Source organism: Sanguibacter keddieii DSM 10542, from assembly GCF_000024925.1.
GTDB classification, from domain to species: Bacteria; Actinomycetota; Actinomycetes; order Actinomycetales; family Cellulomonadaceae; genus Sanguibacter; species Sanguibacter keddieii.
Window position 1 is genome coordinate 2,696,288 of the sequence record NC_013521.1, and the last position, 23,136, is coordinate 2,719,423.

Annotated in this window: 18 protein-coding genes; 7 read left to right on the forward strand and 11 right to left on the reverse strand. The window is 70.6% G+C overall.

The genetic code is table 11. From position 1 onward, the window contains the following. Positions 1 to 52: 52 nt before the first annotated feature. From SKED_RS11865 to SKED_RS11880, 4 genes are all read right to left on the reverse strand, one after another. Entirely contained in the window at positions 53 to 961 is a 909-nt protein-coding gene (locus SKED_RS11865) for an ABC transporter permease (protein ID WP_012867401.1), read from the reverse strand. Then, positions 958 to 1,989, reverse strand: coding sequence for a TIGR03842 family LLM class F420-dependent oxidoreductase (locus SKED_RS11870; RefSeq protein WP_012867402.1), 1,032 nt, complete (start codon positions 1,987 to 1,989; stop codon positions 958 to 960). Before SKED_RS11870 ends, SKED_RS11865 begins: the two co-directional genes overlap by 4 nt. A 90-nt stretch (positions 1,990 to 2,079) precedes the next feature. Beyond that, on the reverse strand, positions 2,080 to 3,495 hold the full coding sequence (hydA, locus tag SKED_RS11875; protein WP_012867403.1) for a dihydropyrimidinase: 1,416 nt from the start codon (positions 3,493 to 3,495) through the stop codon (positions 2,080 to 2,082). Between the two features lie 92 nt (positions 3,496 to 3,587). Then, positions 3,588 to 4,436, reverse strand: coding sequence for a nitrilase-related carbon-nitrogen hydrolase (locus tag SKED_RS11880; protein WP_012867404.1), 849 nt, complete (start codon positions 4,434 to 4,436; stop codon positions 3,588 to 3,590). A 178-nt stretch (positions 4,437 to 4,614) separates the two neighbouring features. On the opposite strand from SKED_RS11880, the gene SKED_RS11885 reads away from it, so the two are divergent. Continuing rightward, the gene (locus SKED_RS11885; protein WP_012867405.1) at positions 4,615 to 5,961 is read left to right on the forward strand and encodes an aminotransferase class I/II-fold pyridoxal phosphate-dependent enzyme; all 1,347 of its coding nucleotides are present in this window, start codon (positions 4,615 to 4,617) and stop codon (positions 5,959 to 5,961) included. Between the two features lie 109 nt (positions 5,962 to 6,070). On the opposite strand, the gene SKED_RS11890 is transcribed toward SKED_RS11885, so the two are convergent. From SKED_RS11890 to SKED_RS11905, 4 genes are all read right to left on the reverse strand, one after another. Further along, positions 6,071 to 7,864 carry a dipeptide ABC transporter ATP-binding protein gene (locus SKED_RS11890; RefSeq protein WP_012867406.1) on the reverse strand — a complete coding sequence of 598 codons (1,794 nt, stop codon included), beginning with the start codon at positions 7,862 to 7,864 and terminating at the stop codon, positions 6,071 to 6,073. Then, the gene (locus SKED_RS11895) at positions 7,861 to 9,582 is read right to left on the reverse strand and encodes an ABC transporter substrate-binding protein (RefSeq protein WP_012867407.1); all 1,722 of its coding nucleotides are present in this window, start codon (positions 9,580 to 9,582) and stop codon (positions 7,861 to 7,863) included. Before SKED_RS11895 ends, SKED_RS11890 begins: the two co-directional genes overlap by 4 nt. 180 nt (positions 9,583 to 9,762) lie before the next feature. Then, a complete protein-coding gene (locus SKED_RS11900) occupies positions 9,763 to 10,845 on the reverse strand; it encodes an ABC transporter permease (protein WP_012867408.1) in 1,083 nt (360 codons plus the stop codon). Continuing rightward, positions 10,842 to 11,783 (reverse strand): ABC transporter permease, encoded by a 942-nt coding sequence (locus SKED_RS11905; RefSeq protein WP_012867409.1) that lies wholly within the window; start codon positions 11,781 to 11,783, stop codon positions 10,842 to 10,844. The genes SKED_RS11900 and SKED_RS11905 overlap by 4 nt, the downstream gene beginning before the upstream one ends. A gap of 270 nt (positions 11,784 to 12,053) precedes the next feature. Here SKED_RS11905 and valS point away from each other — a divergent pair, with 270 nt between their 5' ends. The 6 genes from valS (at position 12,054) to SKED_RS11935 (ending at position 19,760) form a co-directional block, all read left to right on the forward strand. Further along, positions 12,054 to 14,774: a valine--tRNA ligase gene (gene valS, locus SKED_RS11910; RefSeq protein ID WP_012867411.1), complete on the forward strand. Its 2,721-nt coding sequence runs from the start codon at positions 12,054 to 12,056 to the stop codon at positions 14,772 to 14,774. Between the two features lie 87 nt (positions 14,775 to 14,861). Beyond that, complete coding sequence (locus tag SKED_RS11915) at positions 14,862 to 16,661, forward strand: AMP-dependent synthetase/ligase (protein WP_012867412.1); 1,800 nt, start codon at positions 14,862 to 14,864, stop codon at positions 16,659 to 16,661. A 36-nt stretch (positions 16,662 to 16,697) separates the two neighbouring features. After that, a complete protein-coding gene (locus SKED_RS11920; RefSeq protein ID WP_012867413.1) occupies positions 16,698 to 17,144 on the forward strand; it encodes a hypothetical protein in 447 nt (148 codons plus the stop codon). 140 nt (positions 17,145 to 17,284) lie between these two features. Next, positions 17,285 to 18,079 carry a transporter substrate-binding domain-containing protein gene (locus SKED_RS11925; RefSeq protein ID WP_012867414.1) on the forward strand — a complete coding sequence of 265 codons (795 nt, stop codon included), beginning with the start codon at positions 17,285 to 17,287 and terminating at the stop codon, positions 18,077 to 18,079. A 5-nt stretch (positions 18,080 to 18,084) separates the two neighbouring features. Then, the gene (locus SKED_RS11930) at positions 18,085 to 18,942 is read left to right on the forward strand and encodes an amino acid ABC transporter permease (RefSeq protein ID WP_012867415.1); all 858 of its coding nucleotides are present in this window, start codon (positions 18,085 to 18,087) and stop codon (positions 18,940 to 18,942) included. Beyond that, a complete protein-coding gene (locus SKED_RS11935; protein ID WP_012867416.1) occupies positions 18,939 to 19,760 on the forward strand; it encodes an amino acid ABC transporter ATP-binding protein in 822 nt (273 codons plus the stop codon). Before SKED_RS11930 ends, SKED_RS11935 begins: the two co-directional genes overlap by 4 nt. Before the next feature lie 121 nt (positions 19,761 to 19,881). Here SKED_RS11935 and SKED_RS11940 read toward each other — a convergent pair whose 3' ends face one another. From SKED_RS11940 to clpX, 3 genes are all read right to left on the reverse strand, one after another. Further along, a complete protein-coding gene (locus SKED_RS11940; RefSeq protein WP_012867417.1) occupies positions 19,882 to 21,078 on the reverse strand; it encodes a baeRF2 domain-containing protein in 1,197 nt (398 codons plus the stop codon). Positions 21,079 to 21,296: 218 nt separating this feature from the next. After that, positions 21,297 to 21,722: a chorismate mutase gene (locus SKED_RS11945; RefSeq protein ID WP_012867418.1), complete on the reverse strand. Its 426-nt coding sequence runs from the start codon at positions 21,720 to 21,722 to the stop codon at positions 21,297 to 21,299. Then, on the reverse strand, positions 21,719 to 23,002 hold the full coding sequence (clpX, locus tag SKED_RS11950; protein ID WP_012867419.1) for an ATP-dependent Clp protease ATP-binding subunit ClpX: 1,284 nt from the start codon (positions 23,000 to 23,002) through the stop codon (positions 21,719 to 21,721). Before clpX ends, SKED_RS11945 begins: the two co-directional genes overlap by 4 nt. Between the last annotated feature and the right edge of the window lie 134 nt (positions 23,003 to 23,136).

Sequence of the window (23,136 nt, forward strand, 5' to 3'; positions counted from 1 at the left end):
GGTCGGGCGAGAGCACGGGTGGGTGGGCGGAGGCGGTGGACGGGTGCGGTGCTCACGCGACCACCTCGCCGCGGCGGAACCGGCCGAGCGACCGGCCGAGCAGGGTCACGAGCCCGGCGGCCACGAGGCCGAGGACCACGGCGCCGAAGATCGGGGCCCAGGGCTTCGCCGGGTCGCTCGACGCGAAGTTCGCGAACTCGAGGATCATCCGGCCGATGCCGCCGGGCAGACCGGTGGCCACCTCGGCGACCACGGTCCCGATGACGGCGTTCGCCGCCGCGAGCCGCAGCGCGGGGAGCAGGTGCGGGACCGCCGCGGGCAGCCGCAGCCGGACGAGGGTGGCGAACCAGCCGGCCGCGTAGGCGGTCATGAGCTCGACGTGGATCGTGTCGGGCGACTGCAGGCCGCGCAGCATGCCGACCGCCACCGGGAAGAACGCGAGGTAGGAGGCGATGACCGCGACGGACATCCACGGCTCCCACTCGAAGCCACCGATCTGCAGCTTCGCGCCCCACGACCGCACGAGCGGCGCGAGGGCGATGAGCGGGACGGTCTGCGAGAGCACCACGAGCGGCAGCACGGCCCGCTCGACGACCCGCAGCCGCTGCATGGCGAGGGCCAGCAGCACCCCCACGGTCACCCCCACGAGCCAGCCGACCACGGCGATCCCGAGGCTCACCGCCCCGGCGTCGAGGACCGCCCGCCACAGGACCGGGGCGTCGCGGGCCCCCGACACGGGGTCGAAGAGCCGCGCGACCATGTCCCAGGTGTGGGGCATGGCGAGGCCGGTGGTGCGCGGGAGCAGCCGGGTCTCGCCGACGGACCAGCCGTCGTCCGGGCCGAGAGCCTTGTAGAGCTCCCACACCGAGGCGAGCACGACGACGGCGAGGACCGCGACCACGGGCTTGGAGCGCAGGACCCGGGCGGAGGTGCCCGTCTCCACCACGACCGGGCTCGTCATGCCTTGGCCGTCACGTGCTCGGCCATCGCCGGGATGACCCGCTCGCCGTACAGCCGCAGCGTCTCCTCCTTGTTGTCGTGCTGGAGGTACCCGGCGAACTGGTGCACACCGAGGTCTTGCAGCGCCTGGAGCTTCTCGACGTGCTCTCGCGGGGAACCGAGCAGGCAGAACCGCTCGACGATCTCGTCGGGCACGAAGCTCGTGTGCGAGTTCCCCACGAGGCCGTGCTCGTTGTAGTCGTAGCCCTGGCGGCCCTCGATGTAGTCGGTGAGCGCCTTGGGGACGGACGAGTCCGCGCCGTACTTCGACACGATGTCGGCCACGTGGTTGCCGACCATCCCGCCGAACCAGCGGCACTGCTCGCGCATGTGCGCCCGCTCGGCCGGCGAGTCGCCGTCACCGACGTACATGGGCGCCGCGACGCAGAACTTGATGGCCTCGGGGTCCCGACCGGCCTTCTCCGCGGCGTCCTTGACCACCTTGATCATCCACGCGGCGATGTCCGGGTCGGCGAGCTGCAGGATGAACCCGTCCCCCACCTCGCCGGTGAGCTTGAGCGCCAGCGGCCCGTAGGCCGCGACCCACATCTCGAGCTCGGAGTCCTTGCTCCACGGGAACTGCAGGGTCGAGCCGTTGAGCTCGACGCTGCGGCTGTTCGCCAGCTCGCGGATCACGTGGATGGACTCGCGCAGCGCCTTGAGGGTCGACGGGCGCCCGTTGAGCACCCGCACGGCCGAGTCCCCGCGCCCGATCCCGCACACCGTGCGGTTGCCGAACATGTCGTTGAGCGTGGCGAACAACGACGCCAAGACCGTCCAGTCACGCGTCGACGGGTTCGTCACCATCGGCCCGACCTTGATCTTGCGCGTCGCCGCGAGCATCTGCGGGTACACGACGAAGGGCTCCTGCCACAGCAGCGGGGAGTCGAAGGTCCACGCGTACGAGAACCCGTAGGTCTCGGCCAGGCGCGTGAGCTCGACGACACGCGACGCCGGCGGGTGGTTCTGGAGGACGACACCGAAGTCCATGAGCGGTGTCCTTTCTGTCAGGGCTGAGGATGCTGGGGAGGGACGGGGCGTCGGCCACGACACCCGAGAGACGCGAGGGGCTGTGACCCGTCAGATCAGGTACTGCGAGAGACCGCGCTTGACGTACCGACCGTGACCGGGGCGCCCGTGGTACTCGCCGTCCTCGATGAGCACCTTCCCGCGGGACAGCACGACGTCCACGTGACCGTCGACCTCGAAGCCCTCCCACGCGGAGTAGTCGAGGTTCATGTGGTGCGACTCCACCGAGATGCTCGTGTGGCCCGCCGGGTCGTACACCACGACGTCCGCGTCGGCCCCGGGCTGGATCACGCCCTTCTTCCCGTACAGGCCGAACATCCGCGCCGGCGTCGTGCAGCAGATCTCGACCCAGCGCTCGAGCGAGATCTTGCCGGTCACCACGCCCTGGTAGATGAGGTCGAGGCGGTGCTCGACCGACCCGATGCCGTTGGGGATCTTCGTGAAGTCGCCGACACCCAGCTCCTTCTGACCCTTCATGCAGAACGGGCAGTGGTCCGTGCTCACGAGCTGCAGGTCGTTGGTGCGCAGCGAGCGCCACATGTGCTCCTGGTGACCGTCGGCCCGCGAGCGCAGCGGCGTCGAGCACACCCACTTCGAGCCCTCGAAGCCCGGCGCCCCGAGCTGCTCCTCGAGGGACAGCCACAGGTACTGCGGGCAGGTCTCCCCGAACACGTTCTGCCCGGTGTCACGAGCCTCGGCGATGCGCTGCGCGGCCTGCTTGGCCGACACGTGCACCACGTACAGCGGCGCCCCCGTGAGCTCGGCGAGCCGGATGGCCCGGTACGTGGCCTCCTCCTCCGTCTGCCACGGGCGGGTGAGCCCGTGGTGGATCGGGTCGGTGTCCCCACGCTGCAGGGCCTGCTGCTGGAGCAGGTCGATGACCGACCCGTTCTCCGCGTGCATCATGAGCAGCCCGCCGTTGTTCGACACCCGCTGCATCGCCTGCACGATCTGGCCGTCGTCGGAGAGGAACACGCCCTTGTAGGCCATGAACAGCTTGAAGCTCGACACGCCCTCGTCGATGAGCGTGTCCATCGCCGCCAGGGAGACGTCGTCGACCCCGCCGATGATCTGGTGGAAGGCGTAGTCCACCGCGCACTTCCCCGCCGCCTTCTCGTGCCACGCGGCGAACTGCGTGAGCACGTCCTGCCCCGCGTACTGGACCGAGAAGTCGATGATCGTCGTCGTCCCGCCCCACGCCGCCGCACGCGTCCCCGTCTCGAAGCTGTCCGAGGCGAAGGTCCCGCCGAAGGGCATCTCCATGTGGGTGTGCGCGTCGATGCCGCCCGGGAGCACGTACTTGCCGGTCGCGTCGATCCTGCGGTCCACCCCCGCGAGGAAGGTCTCGCCGAGGACCGCGGAGCCCGGCTCGAGGACCGCGACGATCTTCTCGTCCTCGACGAGGACGTCGGCCAGGCCCGTGCCGGTCGCGTTGACGACGGTGCCGCCGGTGATGAGGGTGTACATGGGTCTCGTCTCCTGTGAGCTCTGAGGTCGGAGGGCTGAGCAGCTCGTGCCCTGGAAGGCCTGCGGAGGTGCTGGGCTGAGGTGCTGACCGGTCAGGGAGCGACGAGCGGGCCGTACGCGTCCGGGCGGCGGTCGCGGAAGAACTGCCAGCGCTCGCGGACCTCGCGGACCTTCCCGAGGTCGATGTCGCGGATGAGCAGCTCGGGCTCGGTCGACGAACCCACCTCGCCGACGAACGCGCCGTCGGGTCCGACGACGTAGGAGGACCCGTAGAAGTTCACGGCCTCGTCCCCGTACTCGTTGTCCTCGAGGCCCACCCGGTTGGTCGCCACGACGAACATCCCGTTGGCGACGGCTGCGGCCGGCTGCTCGATCTCCCACAGGCGGTTCGAGATGCCGGGGGCCGTCGCGTTCGGGTTGAACACGATCTGTGCGCCGTTGAGCGCGAGGGCCCGCCACCCCTCGGGGAAGTGCCGGTCGTAGCAGATGTTGACGCCGATCTTCCCGACGGCGGTGTCGAACACGGGGTACCCGAGGTTCCCGGGACGGAAGTAGAACTTCTCCCAGAACTTCGGCAGGTGCGGGATGTGGTGCTTGCGGTACTTGCCGAGGTAGCTGCCGTCGGAGTCGATCACGGCGGCGGTGTTGTAGAGGACCCCGGGCTGGTCCTCCTCGTACACGGGGAGCACGATGACGATGTCGAGCTCCTTGGCCAGGGCCTGGAAGCGCTCGGTGATCGGCCCCGGGACCGACTCGGCGTACTCGTAGTACTTGGTGTCCTGGACGATCCCGAAGTACGGGCCGTAGAAGAGCTCCTGGTAGCAGATGATCTTCGCGCCCTGGGCGGCGGCGTCGCGGGTGAACTGCTCGTGCTTGGCGAGCATGGACTCCTTGTCGCCGGTCCACGTGGCCTGGGTCAGTGCGGTCCTCACGATGGTCACGCGGGCTCCTCGGGGTCGTCGTCGCCGGATGTTCCTGGCGGGCTGATGGGTGTGACTCTCGACCTTGAACATTTCTGCCGCATGTCCCCACGTAACGTCCCCGAGAACGCTCGTGACGATCGTGTTAACTCCTCGGCCAGGCGCTCGACACCTCCCGTCCACCCGCCAGGATCAGGGCATGGACCTCGCCGAGCTCGTCACCGACCGCTCTCCCGCCGGCATCGCCGCGACGCTCGCCCGGCTCATCAGGTCCGGTGAGATCGCTGCCGACGAGAGGATGCCGACGGTCCGGGACGTCGCCGCGCAGCTGCGGGTGAGCCCGGGGACGGTCTCGGGCGCGTGGCACGCCCTCGCCGAGGCCGGGCTGGTACGCACCCGCGGACGGGCGGGCACCTTCGTCCTCAGCCAGCGGTCGACGTGGCTCCCGCCGCGGTACCGGGACCTCGCCGCGGGCGACCAGGTGCCCTACCGCGTCGACCTGTCTTCGGGGACCCCCGACCCGCAGCTCTTGCCGCCTCTCGGCGGTGCCTTCGCACGGCTCGCCCGGCGGACGCAGGGGGCGACCACGTCGAGCTACCTGGGTCCGGCGCTCATCGCGCCGCTCGAGCGCCGGCTCCGCGCAGACTGGCCCTTCGTGCCCGAGGCGCTCACCGTCGTCGACGGTGCGATGGACGGGCTCAGCCGCGTGCTCGAGCTCAGGGTGCGACTGGGGTCACGGGTGGCCGTCGAGAACCCGTCCTTCCCGCCGTTCTACGACCTGCTCGACCACCTGGGCGCACAGACCCTCGGGGTCGACGTCGACGAGCACGGCATGACGCCCGACGGGCTGTCGCGGGCGCTCGACGCCGGGCCCGGGGTGGTGCTGCTCCAGCCGCGTGCCCACAACCCGACGGGCGCCTCCCTCACGGCGGCACGGGCTGCCGAGCTCGCCGACGTACTGCGCCGGCACCCGCGCGGAGCCGACGTCCTCGTCGTCGAGGACGACCACTCGGGCAGCATCTGCCAGGCGCCCGACGTCAGTCTGGGGACCCACCTGCCGGGCCAGGTGGTGCACGTGCGGTCCTTCTCGAAGTCGCACGGACCTGACCTGCGGATCGCCGCGATGTCGGCGCCGGCCGACCTCATGCGCGACGTCGTGGCACGGCGGATGCTCGGCCCCGGGTGGACCAGCCGGATGCTGCAAGAGGTGCTGCTCGAGCTCCTCACGGACTCGACGGTCCGGGAGAGCGTCGCCCAGGCCCGCACCGCCTACGCCCTGCGCCAGCGCGAGGTCTCACGTGCCGTGCGGGCCACGGGAGCGACGCTGCGCGCCGGCGACGGGCTCAACATGTGGCTCCCGGTCGTCGACGAGCGGGCCGCCTCGGTGCACCTGGCGGCACTCGGCATCCGGTGCGCGCCCGGCGCCCCCTTCACGACGGGCGGTCCCGGGACGCCCTCGGGGCACCTACGGATCTCGCTCGGGCAGGTGCGCCACGGCTACGAGGAGATCGGAACGGCGCTGGGGGCAGCGGCGCAGCAGCGGTGAGTGGTGAGTGGTGAGAGGCGAGAGGTGAGAGGCGAGCAGTGACTCATGAGTGGTGCGACCGCCCAGCCGCGATGCAGACCAGCGGTGCACGAAGGGGCTTGACCCCGGCTCAGTCGGTCAGCGTGAGCCAGTGCGCACGGCGGTCCGCCTGGACGGTCGGGTCGGCGACCGGCGCGGCGGCGAGCAGCCGCTGCGTGTACGGGTCCTGGGGCGAGCCGAGCACGTCGCGCGTCGGGCCCTGCTCGACGATCCGGCCCTGGTGCATCACCGCGACACGACCCGTGACCCGCTCGACGACGGCGAGGTTGTGCGAGATGAACAGGCACGAGAACCCGAGCCGCTGCTGCAGGTCCGCGAAGACCTCGAGGACACGCTGCTGGACCGACACGTCGAGCGCGCTCGTCGGCTCGTCGGCGATGAGCACGTCGGGGTCGAGGGCCACAGCCCGCGCGATCGAGACGCGCTGACGCTGCCCGCCCGAGAGCTCGTGCGAGAACCTGTCGGCGAGGTCCGGCGAGAGCTGGACGACCTCGAGCAGCTCCGCCACCCGCTCACGGAGCTCGGAACCGCGCAGCGAGGTGTGCAGGCCGAGCGGCTCTCCGATCGCCTGCGCGATGGTCCAGCGGGGGTTGAGCGTCGACGCCGGGTCCTGGAAGACGACTCCGACGCGCTTGCGCACGGCCAGCTGTTCTCTCCGGGAAGCCTCCCGCAGGTCCACGTCGCAGACCCTGACCGAGCCCGACGTGGCGGGCACGAGACCGGCGAGCACCTGGCCCACGGTCGACTTGCCGGAGCCGGACTCGCCGACGAGGCCGAGCATCTCGCCGCGGTCGATGCGCAGCGTCACGCCGTCGGCGGCGTGGACGGGGGCCGAACGGCGCGCGCCCGGGTAGACGACGTGGAGGTCGCGGAGGTCGACAGGAGGTGCTGAGGTTGCGGGTGCAGGCGACGCAGCAGCAGAGCGCGCGGCAGCGGTGGTGCCGACGCGTGCGCGTGCCGCGGGCTCGTCCTCGGCTGTCGAGCTGGCAGTACCCGCGCCGAGCGCCTCGTCCTGGTCAGCGACGAGCGCCTCGGCCTCGGGCAGCGCGCCGAGCCTGGGCACGGCGTCGAGCAGCTCCCGCGTGTAGGGGTCCTGCGGGTCGGAGAACAGCGTGGCCGCTGGGGCCTTCTCGACGACGAGCCCGCGGCGCATGACGACGACCTCGTCGGCAAGGTCCGCGACCACGCCCATGTCGTGGGTGATGAGCACGATCGCCATGCCGCGGGAGTCGCGCAACGAGCGGAGCAGCTCGAGGATCCCGGCCTGGACGGTGACGTCGAGGGCGGTGGTCGGCTCGTCGGCGATGAGCGCGACCGGGTCGGCGCTGAGCGACATCGCGATGAGCGCACGCTGCAGCTGGCCACCCGAGAGCTGGTGGGGGTAGGACCGTGCGACCCGCTCGGGGTCGGGCAGCCCGACCTCGTGGAGCAGCTGGAGGAGGCGCTCGCGCGCCTGGGCGCGGGAGACCTTCGCGTGGGTACGGACGGCCTCGATGATCTGCCACCCGATCGTCAGGACCGGGTTCCAGGCGTTCATGGGCTCCTGCGACACGAGGCCGACGACACCGCCCCGGATACCCCGCAGGGTGTCCGAGGAGGCGCCGACGAGCTCGACCGGCTGGCCGTCACGCTCGACGGCCAGCCGGACGCTGCCGGCGACGGTGGCCGTCGCCGGCAGCAGCCCGAGCACGGAGAACGCCGTGACGCTCTTGCCCGAGCCGGACTCGCCCACCAGGGCGAGCACCTGCCCGCGCTCGAGCGACCAGGACACCCCGCCGACGGCGGGCGTGTCCTGGCCCTCGAACCGGACGGTCAGACCGTCGACGGAGACGAGAGGCACGGTGGTCTCGGTGTTCGTGCTCACTGGCTCAGCGATGCCTTGAGGTAGTTCGGGTAGGCCGGGAAGGCCGGGATGTAGAAGTTCTGCACGTTGGAGCCGTGCAGGAACGAGTTCCGCGTGAAGATCAGCGGGACGACGGGCGACTGCTCCATGATGGCGCGGTCGGCCTGCGCCCACAGGGCACCGGCCTTCTCGACGTCGATCTCGGCGGTGGCCTGCGCGATGAGCTCGTCGACGGCCGGGTCGGAGAAGCGGGCCATGTTGTAGCCGCCGTTCCCGATCTGGCTGGAGTCGAAGAGCGGCTGGATGTTGCCGTTCGCGCTCGGGAAGTCCGGCTGCCAGGAGCTGATCGTCAGGTCGTACTCCCCGGTGCCCTGGGTGAGGGTCTGGACCGCGGCGAGCTGCGCCTCGGGCTTGATGGTCACCTGGAAGCCGGCACGCTCGAGACCCTGCTCGATCGCCTGCGCCTGCGAGAGCGACACGGAGTCGTCCTCGGAGAGGAGCACGAGCTCACGGCTCGTCGGGTCCCAGCCGGACTCCGTGAGGAGCTCGGTGGCCTTGTCGACGTCACCCGCGGGCTCGGCCTCGTAGAGATCGTAGTCCTCGCGGCCCTCGATGCCGGGGGTGATGAGCGTGGTGGCGATGGCACCACCGGTCTCGCCGCCGGACGCGACCTGGAAGGCCTGCTTGTCCACCGCGTACTGGATGGCCTGACGGACCTGCAGGTTGTCGAGGCCCTCACGCTCGGTGTTGATCGCCAGGTAGGCGAGCGCACCGGCGTCGGAGGTCACGAGGCGCTCCTTGGCGGAGGCGTTGTTCGCGACCTGCGCGAGCTGGGCCGGGGGCACGAAGCTCGCGCCGAAGGCGTTCTTGTCGTCGCCCGCGTCGGCGATGAGGCGCTGCGCGGTGACGGTCGCGTCCTGGCCGAGGGAGAAGACGATCGAGTCGGGGCCCGCGGTGCGGACGTCGTCGCTCTCCTCGGTCCACTGGTCGTTGCGCTCGAGCGTCACGGACACGCCCTGCTGGGTGTCGACCACCTTGTAGGGGCCGGACGCAACGGGCTGCTGGGTGTAGGTCGCGACGTCGTCCTGGGCCTCGGGGACCGGCGCGAAGGCCGGCTGCGAGACGATCCACGGCCAGTCGCCGTAGGCCGTCTTGAGCTTGAAGACGATGGTCTTCTCGTCCGGGGTCTCGATCGAGTCGAGCTCTCCCCCGGTGTACGGGCCGGCGTACTCGTCGCCACCCTCGAGGAGGCTCTTGTGGTAGCCGAGGCCGCCCGAGAGCTCGGGGGCGAAGGACCGCTCGACGCCGTACTTGATGTCCGCCGAGGTGATCGGTGTGCCGTCCTCGAAGAAGATGTCGTCCTTGAGGGTGTAGGTCCACGTGGTGCCGTCGTCGGAGACGGTCCCGGTGTCGGTCGCGAGGTCGGGGACCACGACGCCGGGCTTGCCGGGCTCGACACCCCAGGTGGTGAGGCGGCGCTCGACGAGGCCGAGGGTCGTGATGGCCAGGTTCTGGCTCTTGGCCGGGTCCCAGTTGATCTCGGTGGCCGACGTGAGGATGGTCATGGTGCCACCCTTCTCGGTCGCGCCGGTCGAGCCCTGGGTGCTCGGCGCCGTCGCGTCGTCGTCGCTGCCGCTGTTCGCGTTGCACGCGGTCAGGGTCAGGGCGAGGACGGCGGTCGTGGCCGCTGCCTTGAGCAGGGCGGGTCGCCTGGAGCGGGTGGTGCGTGGGGCGTTCATCTGAAGGTCGTGCCTCTCGAAGAGCTGTGCTGCGGAGGGCTCGCGCGGTGTCGCGCGGCGCCAGGTCACGGGGCGCGCTGAGTCAGCGCTGTGTACATCGCTGCATGACCGGCGCAGGGTGCGCAGGCTCGATGCCGTGACCGGGCACGACGCCACCGCGCAGGACCACCCGGGTGCCGCTCACGAGCGGGACCGCGGGTCGAGGACGCCGTAGACGAGGTCGACGACGAAGTTCGCCACGATGATGATCGCGGCCGAGAAGAGCGTGACGCCCACGAGGATCGGCAGGTCGAAGTTGCCGACGGCGTCGAGCAGGAGCGAGCCGAGGCCCGGCATGGAGAAGACGCGCTCGGTGATGACCGCACCGCCGAGCAGCGAGCCGAGGTCTAGGCCGAACAGCGTGATGACCGGGATCATCACGTTGCGCAGGGCGTGCCGGGTGATGACCCGCCCCTCGGTGAGGCCCTTGGCGCGGGCGGTCCGGATGTAGTCCTGGCCCATGACGTCGAGCATCTGCGCGCGGGTGAGGCGTGCGTAGACGGCCGCCGACAGGAGCGCGAGCACCGTCCACGGGAGCACGAGGTGCCAGGCCCAGTCGACCGGGCTCTCGGTGAACGGCACGTAGCCCGAGACCGGGACCATGTCGAGCGTGAAGCCGAAGAGCAGGATCGCCAGCAGGCCGACGAGGTAGCTCGGCGCGGAGACGCCCGCGATGGCTCCGAGGATGATGAGGCGGTCGACGGCCGTCCCCCGCTTGATCGCGGCGACCACGCCCGACAGCACACCGACGACCAGCCACAGCACCGCGGCGCCCACGGCGATCGACACCGTGACGGGCAGGCGGTTGAGGATGAGGTCGGTCACCGACTCGTTGAGGCGGAAGGAGTACCCGAGGCACGGGGTCGCGCACTCGATGGCGGTCGCGCCGGCCCCGAAGGTCCGTCCGGCGAAGATCCCGCCGAGGAACAGCAGGTACTGCTTCCAGGCGGGCTGGTCGAGACCCATGTAGCCGCGCGCGGCCTCCAGACGCTCGGGCGTGCAGGGGCGGCCGCAGGCCAGCTGCGCGGGGTCGGCGGGGAGCAGCACGAACACGGCGTAGGTGAGTGCGGAGACGACGAGGAGCACGACGACCATGCCGGTCGCCTTGCCGAGCACGAACCAGGCGGTGCGGGCCGCGCTCGTCCCGATCCCCGCGGACCGGGCCGCGGCGGGGCTGCCGGGGCCCTGGACGACGGGCGCGCCGGGCTGCTGATGGTCGCTCACGAGCGGACCCCCCTCGAGCGTGGGTCGAGGGCGTCGCGGAGGCCGTCGCCGAAGACGTTGAAGGCCAGGGTGATGAAGAACAAGGCCGCTCCGGGGAAGACGAGGTACATCGGCGTGACCGAGAACCAGGTGACGGCGTCACCGATCGACCGGCCCCACGACGGGGTCGGCGGGGCCACCCCGACGCCGAGGAACGACAGCGCCGCCTCGGAACCGATGGTCGCCGGGATGGTGATGGTCGCGAAGACCACGATGGTCGCGCTGAGGTTGGGCAGGATCTGCCGGAACAGGATGTGGGCGTGACCGGCGCCGAGGGCGGTCGACGCCCGGACGTAGCCCTGCTTGCGCAGCGAGAGCACCTGCCCGCGGACCACGCGGGCGATCGAGGCCCACCCGAAGAACCCGATGATGAGCACGAGCAGCATGACCCGCGGGAAGGACACGGGGACGATCGCCCCGAGGGCGATCATGAAGATGAGGCTCGGGAACCCGAACATCACGTCGATGACGCGGCTCGCGACGGTGTCGACCCACCCGCCGAAGTACCCCGCCACCAGACCGACGACCGTGCCGATCACCATCGCGACGACCGTCGCGCCCAGACCGACCACGAGCGAGGTGCGCGAGCCGTGGACGACGATCGAGAAGAGGTCGCGCCCGGTGAGGGGCTCGACGCCGAACCAGTGCTCGGCGCTGATGCCGCCGCCGAAGCCCGCCGGTGCACCCGAGGAGTCGAGCGCGTCGAGGTGGTACGTGTACGGGTCGTTGCCCGAGAGCGACGAGAGCAGCGGCGCGAAGATCGCCACGAGGACGAAGAAGCCGATGGTGACGAGGCCTGCCACGGCGAGCCGGTCACGGCGCAGCCGAGCCCACAGCGAGACGCTGCGGGTGGTCTTGGCGGTCGTCACGGGCCCGATGATGTCGCGGTCGATCGACATGGGGCAGGGTCCTTACAGGGTCGGCGGAACGGAGAGGCGGCGGCTGAACCGACAACACATCTCGTTCACGACTGATTCCCTGCTCTTCAAGGACGGGCTGGCCGACGATGAGCCTCGCACGAGGCACGGCACCCTGGGCTGAGCACAGCCCGTGGCGTCAGAGTACGCCACGTCACGCACCTGCGGGAGAGCCGTCCCTGTGATCTCGGTCGCCGAGACTCCCTGGGGTCCGTGACACGTGACGTGGCGCGGATCTGGAAAGATGGGCCCATGAGCTCACCCGACTTCGCCGCACCTGCCCCCACCCCGCACGACACCCGACCCGTGGTCGCGACGGTCAAGCAGGTCCCGGAGAAGGTCAGCCTCGACGGCCTCGAGGGCCGCTGGGACTCCGCGTGGGCTACCGACGGCACCTACTCCTTCGACCGCAGCGCCGAGCGCGCGGACGTCTACTCGATCGACACCCCTCCCCCGACGGTGTCGGGCTCGCTGCACGTCGGCCACGTGTTCAGCTACACCCACACCGACGTCGTCGCGCGCTTCCAGCGCATGCGCGGCAAGTCCGTGTTCTACCCGATGGGCTGGGACGACAACGGCCTGCCGACCGAGCGTCGTGTGCAGAACTACTACGGCGTGCGCTGCGACACCTCGCTGCCGTACGTCGAGGGCTACGAGCCTCCGCTCCAGGGAGCCGAGGGCAAGAGCGTCAAGGCAGCCGACCAGCAGCCCATCAGCCGCAAGAACTTCATCGAGCTGTGCGAGCGCCTCACCGCCGAGGACGAGCAGCAGTTCGAGGCGCTGTGGCGCTACCTCGGCCTGAGCGTCGACTGGGCGCACCACTACCAGACCATCGGGCAGCCGGCCCAGGCAGTTGCTCAAACCGCTTTCCTGCGCAACCTCTCGCGCGGCGAGGCCTACCAGGCCGAGGCCCCCGGGCTGTGGGACGTGACCTTCCAGACCGCTGTGGCCCAGGCCGAGCTCGAGGCCCGCGACTACCCCGGCCACTTCCACAAGGTCGCCTTCCACGCGGCCGACGGCTCCGAGGTGGTCATCGAGACCACCCGCCCCGAGCTGCTCCCCGCCTGCGTCGCGCTCATCGCGCACCCGGACGACGAGCGCTACCAGCACCTCTTCGGCACCACGGTCACCTCCCCGCTCTTCGGCGTCGAGGTCCCCGTCCTCGCGCACACCCTCGCCGAGCGCGACAAGGGTGCCGGCATCGCGATGTGCTGCACCTTCGGCGACCTCACCGACGTCCAGTGGTGGCGCGAGCTCCAGCTGCCCACCCGCTCGGTGCTGGTCCGCGACGGCCGGATCACCCGCGAGCTCCCGGAGTGGATCACCACCGAGCAGGGCACGGCGCTGTTCACCGAGATGCTCGGCAAGACGACCTTCTCGGCCCGCACCGTCGTCGTCGACGCGCTCCGCGAGTCGGGGGACCTCAAGGGCGAGCCCGTCGCCACGCAGCGCAAGGCGAACTTCTTCGAGAAGGGCGACAAGCCCCTCGAGATCGTCACCAGCCGCCAGTGGTACATCCGCAACGGTGGCCGCGAGGCCCCGGGCCGCGACCTGCGCGCCGAGCTGCTCGCCCGCGGAGCCGAGCTGAACTTCCACCCCGAGTTCATGCAGGTCCGGTACGAGAACTGGGTCGGCGGCCTCAACGGCGACTGGCTCGTCTCGCGCCAGCGCTTCTTCGGCGTGCCCATCCCCGTCTGGTACCCGGTCGACGAGCACGGCGAGCCGCAGTGGGACGCGCCGATCGTCCCCGACGAGGCGATCCTGCCCATCGACCCGTCTTCCGACGTGCCGGCCGGCTACACCGCCGAGCAGCGTGGGCAGGCCGGCGGCTTCGTCGGCGACCCCGACATCATGGACACCTGGGCGACGTCGTCCCTCACCCCGCAGATCGCCGGCGGCTGGCTGAGCGACCCCGACCTCTTCTCCCGCGTGTTCCCGATGGACCTGCGCCCCCAGGGCCAGGACATCATCCGCACCTGGCTCTTCTCGACCGTCGTCCGCTCGCACCTCGAGCACGGCTCGCTGCCCTGGTCCGACGCCGGCATCTCCGGCTGGATCCTCGACCCGGACCGCAAGAAGATGAGCAAGTCCAAGGGCAACGTCGTCACGCCGATGGGGCTGCTCGAGGAGCACGGCTCGGACGCCGTCCGCTACTGGGCGGCCTCAGCGCGCCTGGGCACCGACGCGGCCTTCGAGGTCGGCCAGATGAAGATCGGCCGCCGCCTGGCCATCAAGGTCCTCAACGCGAGCAAGTTCGCCCTGTCCTTCGCCGGGGACGACGACCTCGTGCTCGACCCGGCCCTGGTCACCGAGCCGATCGACCGCGCGATGCTCGCCGGCCTGGCCGACGTCGTCGACCGCGCGACCTCCGCGCTCGAGGGCTACGACCACACCAAGGCGCTCGAGGTCTCCGAGACCTTCTTCTGGACCTTCTGCGACGACTACCTCGAGCTCGTCAAGGACCGCGCCTACGGTGCCGGCGCCGAGGCTACCGACGTGACCGCCGAGACGCTCTCCGCCCGGACCGGTCTCGCGATCGCCCTCGACACGCTCCTGCGGCTCTTCGCCCCCGTGCTCCCCTTCGCGACCGAAGAGGTGTGGTCGTGGTGGCGCGAGGGCTCGGTCCACCAGGCCGCGTGGCCGACCTCGGACAGCCTGCGCGCCGCTGCTGACGGCACGGACCTCGCGGTGCTCACCGCGTCGGGCCACGCCCTCGCCACGCTGCGCAAGATCAAGTCCGAGGCCAAGGTCTCCATGCGCACGCCGATCCTGCTGGCCGAGCTCGCGGTGCCGCGCGCCTCGCTGCACGCCATCGAGTCCGCGATGGTCGACCTGCGCGGAGCAGGCCGGGTCACCGGCGAGCTCCGGCTCGACATCGCCGCAGACGGCCAGGGCGACCCGGCCGTCCAGGGCGGCATCGTCGTCGTGCGCTCCGAGCTCGGCGAGGCCGAGGCCAAGAAGCCGCGCGGCTGAGCGCACCAGACCGACGACCGTCGGGGGCCCGCACGCCCCCGACGGTCGAGCACCACCTCCCGCCCGATCGCCAGCAAGGATGCCCGCATGATCGAGTTCGCCTCCCCCAGCCTGACCGACGCACCGCCGAGCACGTCGATCAACACCCTCCTCGCCGACCGGGTGCGCAGAGACGGGACCGGCGTGCTCATCGAGCGCAAGACCCACCTCGGGGACGCCTGGCAGCCGGTCACCGCCCAGCAGTTCGCCGACCAGGTCCTGGCGACCGCCAAGGGGCTCGTGGCGCGCGGCATCGAGGTGGGCGACCGCGTGGCGATCATGTCGCGGACCCGCTACGAGTGGACGCTGCTCGACTTCGCGGTCTGGGCGGTGGGTGCCGTGCCCGTGCCCGTCTACGAGACGAGCTCCGCCGACCAGATCCGCTGGATCTGCGGAGACGCCGGCGTACGCCTCGCGCTCGTCGAGACCGCGACGCACGCCTCGCTCGTCGACGAGGCACGTGCGTCGCTCCCGGACCTCACCGACGTGCTCGTCATCGACGACGACGCCGTCGACCAGCTGCGCCTCGCCGGGTCCCAGGTCGAGACCTCCGTGGTGACGGCGCGCAGCGAGGCCGTCGTCGGCGACGACCTCGCGACGATCATCTACACCTCGGGCACCACCGGTCGTCCCAAGGGTGCCGAGCTCACGCACCGGAACTTCGTGTTCCTCACCCGCAACGGGGTCGAGGGGCTCGGCAACATCTGCGCCGTGCCCGGCGCGCGGTCGCTGCTGTTCATGCCGCTCGCGCACGTCTTCGCCCGCTACGTCGAGGTCCTGTGCATCACGTCCGGGGCCGTCATGGGCCACACGCCGGACACGCGCAACCTCCTCCCCGACCTCGCGACCTTCCAGCCGACCTTCCTGCTGGCCGTGCCGCGGGTGTTCGAGAAGGTCTACAACTCCTCCGAGCAGAAGGCCGGGAGCGGGGCGCGGCTCAAGCTGTTCCGCTGGGCGGCGAAGGTCTCGATCGCGATGTCCGAGGCCACCTCGGGCGGCCCCGGCCCCTCGCCGGCCCTCAAGGCGCAGCACGCCCTCGCGAGCGCGCTCGTGTTCTCCAAGCTGCGCTCCGCGCTCGGCGGCAAGGCGCAGTACGCGATCTCCGGCGGCGCTCCGCTCGGCGAGCGCCTGGGCCACTTCTACCGCGGCATCGGGCTCACCATCCTCGAGGGCTACGGGCTCACCGAGACGACGGCCCCCACCGCGGTGAACCGTCCGGGTCTCATCAAGATCGGGACGGTCGGCCCGTCGTTCCCGGGGACGACGCTGCGGATCGACGAGGACGGCGAGATCCTCGTCAGCGGCGAGCACGTGTTCCGGGGCTACCACGACAACCCCGAGGCGACCGCCGAGGCGCTCGTCGACGGCTGGTTCCGCACCGGTGACCTCGGGTCCCTCGACGACGACGGCTACCTGCGGATCACCGGTCGCAAGAAGGAGATCATCGTCACCGCCGGCGGCAAGAACGTCGCCCCGGCGATGCTCGAGGACCGGTTCCGCGGTCACCCCCTCGTCAGCCAGTGCGTGGTCGTCGGCGACCAGAAGCCGTTCATCGCGGCGCTCGTGACCCTCGACGCCGAGATGCTCCCCGGGTGGCTGCGCAGCAAGGGCCTGCCAGCCATGGACGTCGTCGCGGCGGGCAAGGACCCCGTGGTGCTCGAGGCGCTGCAGCGCGCCGTCGACCGCACCAACGAGGCCGTCTCGCGCGCCGAGTCCATCCGCAAGATCCACGTCCTCAGCACGGACTTCACCGAGCACAACGGGTACCTCACCCCCTCCCTCAAGGTGAAGCGGGCCAAGGTGCTCACGGACTTCGCCGGCGAGATCGAGCAGATCTACGCGGGCTGACGAGGGCTGGCACCGACCAGCAGGAGGAGGCGACCGGTGACTGACGCCGCGCGGGGCGAGGAGCGGTACCCGGTCTCGGTCGACTCGGTCGAGACCGGGTCCGACGAGCTCGCCGTCCAGCTGCCCGTCCGGGCGCAGGTGCTGCGCCGGCTGCCCGGGCCCGACCGGCCCGACTACAGCCTCGCGGGCCTGCGGAGCCCGCTGCGGCTGCGGAGCACGACCCACCTGCTCACCGAGGCCGGGGTCGACCTGGCAGGGCTCGACCCGGCGACCACGACCGTGCACGACGACGGCTCGGTGGTGGCGATCGTCTACGGGCTGGTGCTCGCGCCCCGCACCACCGGGGTCCGGCTCGCGACCGCGCAGGGCCGGGTGGCGGTCGCGACGGCGCTGGTGCTCGACACCCGCCAGATGACCGACCCGACGGTCAGGTTCGAGAGGGTCTTCTACGCGGCGGTGACCTGGGTGACCCGCGTCCGTTGAGGCGACGGGGCTGCACACAGAGGGAGACGGGCCTGAGCGCAGAGACCTGCCTCACGACGTCCGTCTGGTGAGACCCACCGGGCGAGTGAATATGTATCATGGGCGATGAATACTCAACCACTCGGCCCTGAGGTGTCCCCATGAACAACGCTCGCAGCGCAGTCGCCCTCGTCGCCCTCGGCGGCGTCCTCCTCGCAGGATGCTCCTCCTCCGACGACACCAGCCCCGACGGCACCGCCGCGGACGGATCGGTCGCCACCATCTCGGAGGGCATGCTCACCGTCTGCACCAACCCGCCCTTCGAGCCCTTCGAGCTCGAGCAGGACGGCGAGATCGTCGGCCTCGACATGTCCCTCGTCGGCGAGGTCGCCGCAGACCTCGACCTCGAGCTCGCACCGCTCGCCACCGGCTTCGACGGCATCGAGTCCGGAGCCGCGCTCAACGCGAACCAGTGCGACGTCGTCGCCTCCGGCATCACGATCACCGACGAGCGCGCGGCCAACATGGACTTCTCCGAGGCCTACTTCGACGCCGACCAGGGCCTCCTCGTCACCGAGGGCTCCGACCTCAGCGACGTCGCCTCGCTCGAGGGCAAGAAGATCGCCGTCCAGATCGCCACGACCGGTGCCACGTGGGCCGAGGAGAACGGCCTCGAGGGCGTCGTCTTCGACGACCTCGGCGCCCAGGTCCAGGCCCTCCAGACCGGGCAGGTCGACGCCGTCGTCAACGACATCGCCGTCCTCTCCCCCTTCATCACCGACGGCCTCGAGGTCGCGGCGAACTTCTCCACCGGCGAGCAGTACGGCTTCGGCGTGAAGAAGGGCAACACCGCGCTCCTCACCGCGATCGACGACACCCTCGAGCGCCTGCACAGCGACGGCACCTACGACGAGCTGTACACCGAGTGGATCGGGACCGCGCCCGCCGAGGGCTGAGCCGCATGACGACCCCTGACGCTGCTCCCTCCACCGTCGCGCCCGTCACGGCGGTGGAGGCCCGAACCCGGATGAGCCCGCGCAAGCGCGCGAAGATCTCCCGGGGGATCCAGTACGGCCTCCTCGTGGTCGCCGTCGTCATCCTCGCCGTCGCGATCGACTGGGGTCGCGTCGGCGACCAGATCTTCAACGTCGAGGCCGCCCAGGACCTCCTCCCCAAGATCCCGCAGGCCTTCCTCAACACGCTCACCTACACCGCGGCGGCCTTCGCGGTCGGCCTGAGCCTCGGCATCGTCCTCGCGCTCATGAAGCTCTCGTCGGTCGGTGTCTACCGCTGGCTCGCGACCGCGTACATCGAGTTCTTCCGTGGCATCCCGGCGCTCCTGGTCGTCATCGCCTTCGCGTACGCGGTGCCGATCGCCCTCGGCGTCTCGATCCCGTCGCTCACGCTCAAGGCCGCCCTGGCCCTCGGCATGGTCTCGGCCGCCTACATCGCCGAGACGCTGCGCGCAGGCATCGAGGCGGTGCCCCCGGGCCAGATCGAGGCGGCGCGCTCCCTCGGCATGTCCCACAGCAGGACGCTCGTGACCGTGGTCATCCCGCAGGCCTTCCGCATCGTCCTGCCACCCATGACCAACGAGATCATCCTGCTCACCAAGGACACCTCGCTCATCTACCTCATGGGTCTGCTGCCCACGCAGTTCGACCTCACCAAGATCGGCCGCGACGCGCTGAGCAGCGGCTCCGGCGGAGGCCTCACCGGCCTGTTCGTGGCCGGGCTCGGCTACCTCTGCATCACGATCCCGCTCGGGCTCCTCGCCCGCTGGCTCGAGAAGCGCACCGGGAAGGGATCACGCTCATGACCACCGCACCCACCACCGCGGCCGCAGCCCCTGTCGTCACGGTCCGCGACCTGCACAAGAGCTTCGGCTCGAACGCCGTCCTGCGCGGCATCGACCTCGAGGTCACGCCGGGCGAGGTCGTCTGCGTGATCGGCCCCTCCGGCTCGGGCAAGTCCACGCTCCTGCGCTGCGTGAACCAGCTGGAGAGCGCGACGTCCGGGACCGTCACGGTGCTGGGCGCCGAGATCACCGACCCGGACATCAACATCGACGTCGTGCGCCAGCACGTCGGCATGGTGTTCCAGCAGTTCAACCTCTTCACCCACCAGACCGTCCTGGAGAACTGCACCGTCGCCCAGCGCAAGGTGCTCAAGCGGTCCAAGAAGAAGGCGACGGAGGTCGCGCTCGAGAACCTCGCCCGCGTCGGCCTCGCCGACCGAGGCGACTCGCACCCCACCCAGCTCTCGGGTGGGCAGCAGCAGCGCGTCGCGATCGCCCGTGCACTGAGCATGAACCCCTCGCTCATGCTCTTCGACGAGCCCACCTCCGCCCTCGACCCCGAGCTCGTCGGCGACGTGCTCACCGTCATGCGGGACCTCGCCGAGCAGGGCATGACCATGATCGTGGTCACCCACGAGATGGCCTTCGCCCGCGAGGTCGCCGACCGTGTCGTCTTCATGGACGGCGGCGTGGTGGTCGAGTCCGGTCCGCCCGAGCAGGTCATCGGTGCACCGCGCGAGGCACGCACTCGCGCCTTCCTCGACCGGGTGCTCAACCCCACGCACAGCGGCACAGGAACAGCTCCTGACGCGAGCCCGGAGACCACGGGCACGGTCTGAACCGTCTCCGTGGTGGGCGGCAGACGCAGAGGGGCGGTGGTCGACGACCACCGCCCCTCTGCTGTCCCCGGCGACGCGTCCTCAGGCGCGAGCCGCCCGTGGCGACGAGCCCTCTAGGTCACTAGCCCAGGTTCTCGATGCGTCCGCCGTCGGACGACATGCTGGGGGCCAGCTCGTCGCCCGGGGTGCCGCTGTCGTGCCAGCGCAGCAGCGCACCGACGCCGTCGGCGAGCGAGAGCTCGTCGTCCGGGACGAAGGTGAGCCCGGCGTCCTGCCCGAGGGCCGCACGGACCAGCGCGATCGTGGCGGGCAGCTCGTGCTCGTCGGTGATCGAGCCGAGGGACGTGAGCTCAGCCTCGGACCCTGCCAGCTGGAGCGGCTCGGCGCCGACCCAGACGGACCGGCCGTCGAGCTCGGTGTCGGGACCGTACCGGTCCGACAGCAGCAGCTCCTTGACCTGACCACGTGCCAGCACCGCGATGACGTCCGCGAGCCCGGTCACGCCGCCCGTGCTGCGGCCGTGCTCCAGCCGGAACTCGTCGAGGACCTTCGTGCGGCGCTGGACACGGAAGGCCTCGAGCGCCTCGTGGATGTTGGCCTCGAAGGACTCCTCGTTCACCCCGGGGCCACGTGAGCCGCCGGCCACGTCGACCACGAGCTCGGCGGTCTTCTTGGGCAGGGCTCCCTTGACCAAGGAGACGGCACGGACGTCGCCGCTGAGGAGGAGCACCTCTGGGCGGTGCTCGGTGACCTGGCGGTCGACCTCCGCGGCGACGGCCTCGGCGTTGCGCTCCCAGGAGTCCTCGGCACGCGCCTCGATGCGCTTGTGCGAGAGCCCGCCCGAGCTCACCTTGTTGACGACGTCGTGACCGCCCTCGACGGACTCGTGCTCGGCGTAGGGCATGTGACCGCCCGCCTCGGACCACGTGAGGTCCGCACCGAGACGGTCGACGACGATCCGCAGGTAGTCCACGGACTCGTCGGCGGCACCCGCCGCCTGCAGGAGGGCCGGGAACGGGCCGTAGGTGCCCTTCTGGACGGCCGGGGGCGTCTTGGTCACCCGGTCGACCAGGATGCCGGTCTCGTCGGCGATGACGACGCGGCCGTGAGAACCGCCGACCCGGGTCGGGCGCACGATCTCCTCGGAGATCACGTCGAGGACGGCACCGTCCGCGCCGTCCTTCTCGAGGGATCTGCGGACGCTCTTCCACCTGTTCTCGACCTCGCGGTCGCCCTCGCTCGTCCGTGTCGCGTCGATGTAGACGGTGACGAACGGTCCCGGTGCGGTCAGAAGGGGCTTGAGCCAGTCGATCTTCATCCAGAGCCCTCGCAGCTGTCTCGTGGTGGGAGGACAGCCGCGGGTCGGGCTGCCCCGAAGGTTCCACTCTGGCCCACATCGACGACGAGCGCGACCGCGCAGGAGGGTCGCTGCACCTGAGGACCGGCGAGAGGCTCGCGATCACGGAGGACGCAGGAAGGGTGACGGCCTCGAGGGGTGGCTCGGACGGCTCTGGGACGGCCCGGCCAGACCTGCTGCTACGAGTACGTGTCGAGGACGGGCTCTCCGCCGCGCTCGGCCGCGATCGCCGCGTGGCGACGGACCACCTCACCGACGATGAACGAGCGGAACTCCTCGGCGAAGCCCTGGTCGAGCCCGGCCTCGCGGGCGATCCCGCCGAGGCGCTCGATCTGCTGGCTCTCGCGGAGCGGGTCGGCGGGCGCGACACCGCCCTGCGCCTTGAGCTCGCCCACGCGCTCCGTGCACTTGAAGCGCTCGGCGAGCAGGTAGACGAGCGACGCGTCGATGTTGTCGATGCTGCCGCGCAGACGGAGGATCTCCGCACGGATGCTCGGGTCCTGCGTCGGGTCGCTCGGCTGGGGGGCGGTGGGGCTCGGAGCAGACGACGCGTCGCCCCGCTGCGGCGTGCCGCCGTCCTGCCCGGCTGACGGCTCGGCGGTCACGCGCTCTTCTCGCGAGGAGCGCTCTTGCCACCCCGTGCGGCACGCGGGACCAGGGTTGGGTAGACGTTCTCGAGGACGGCCTCACCCGTGACGACCACACGCTCGACGTCGTCGCGGCTCGGCACCTCGAACATCACCTGCTGGAGGACCTCCTCCATGATGGCGCGCAGACCACGAGCGCCTGTGCCGCGCAGCAGCGCCTGGTCGGCGATCGCGGCGACGGCGTCGTCGGTGAACTCGAGCTCGACCCCGTCGATCTCGAACATCCGCTGGTACTGCTTGACGAGCGCGTTGCGCGGCTCCGTGAGGATGCGCACGAGGGAGGTCTGGTCGAGCGGGGTCACCGTCGTGATGACGGGCACGCGACCGATGAACTCGGGGATCAGACCGAACTTCAGGAGGTCCTCGGGCATCACGTCGCCGAAGGCGTCCGCCGCGTCCGCGGTGTGCAGCGGGGCACCGAAGCCGATGCCGTGCTTGCCGGCGCGCGAGGAGATGATCTCGTCGAGCCCCGCGAAGGCACCGGCGACGATGAACAGCACGTTCGTCGTGTCGATCTGGATGAACTCCTGGTGCGGGTGCTTGCGACCGCCCTGCGGGGGCACCGACGCGGTGGTCCCCTCGAGGATCTTCAGCAGCGCTTGCTGGACGCCCTCGCCCGAGACGTCACGGGTGATCGACGGGTTCTCCGACTTGCGGGCGATCTTGTCGACCTCGTCGATGTAGATGATGCCCGTCTCGGCCTTCTTGACGTCGTAGTCCGCGGCCTGGATGAGCTTGAGCAGGATGTTCTCGACGTCCTCGCCCACGTACCCGGCCTCGGTGAGCGCCGTGGCGTCCGCGATCGCGAAGGGCACGTTGAGCATCTTCGCGAGCGTCTGGGCCAGGTACGTCTTGCCGCAGCCGGTCGGCCCGATGAGCAGGATGTTGGACTTGGCGATGTCGACCTGGGACGCGTCCTCGCCGACCGAGCGGGCGCCCTCGCCCGCCTGGATCCGCTTGTAGTGGTTGTAGACCGCCACGGCGAGCGAGCGCTTCGCGCCCTCCTGGCCGATGATGTACTGCTCGAGGAAGTCGAAGATCGCCCGCGGCTTGGGGAGCTCGACCATGCCGACCTCGGCCGCCTCGGTGAGCTCTTCCTCGATGATCTCGTTGCAGAGGTCGATGCACTCGTCGCAGATGTACACCCCTGGGCCTGCGATGAGCTTCTTGACCTGCTTCTGGGACTTCCCGCAGAAGGAGCACTTGAGCAGGTCTGCGCCGTCACCGATGCGTGTCACAGCCGTCTCCTCCCGGTCCGCCCCCGACGGGAGCGGCTCATGACGTCCCAGCCGGCCCCGTTCACGTCCTCGGGACCGCTGGTCGAACTTGCGTCCATTGCACACCATCGGAGCGCCAAAGTCAGCATGGCGCT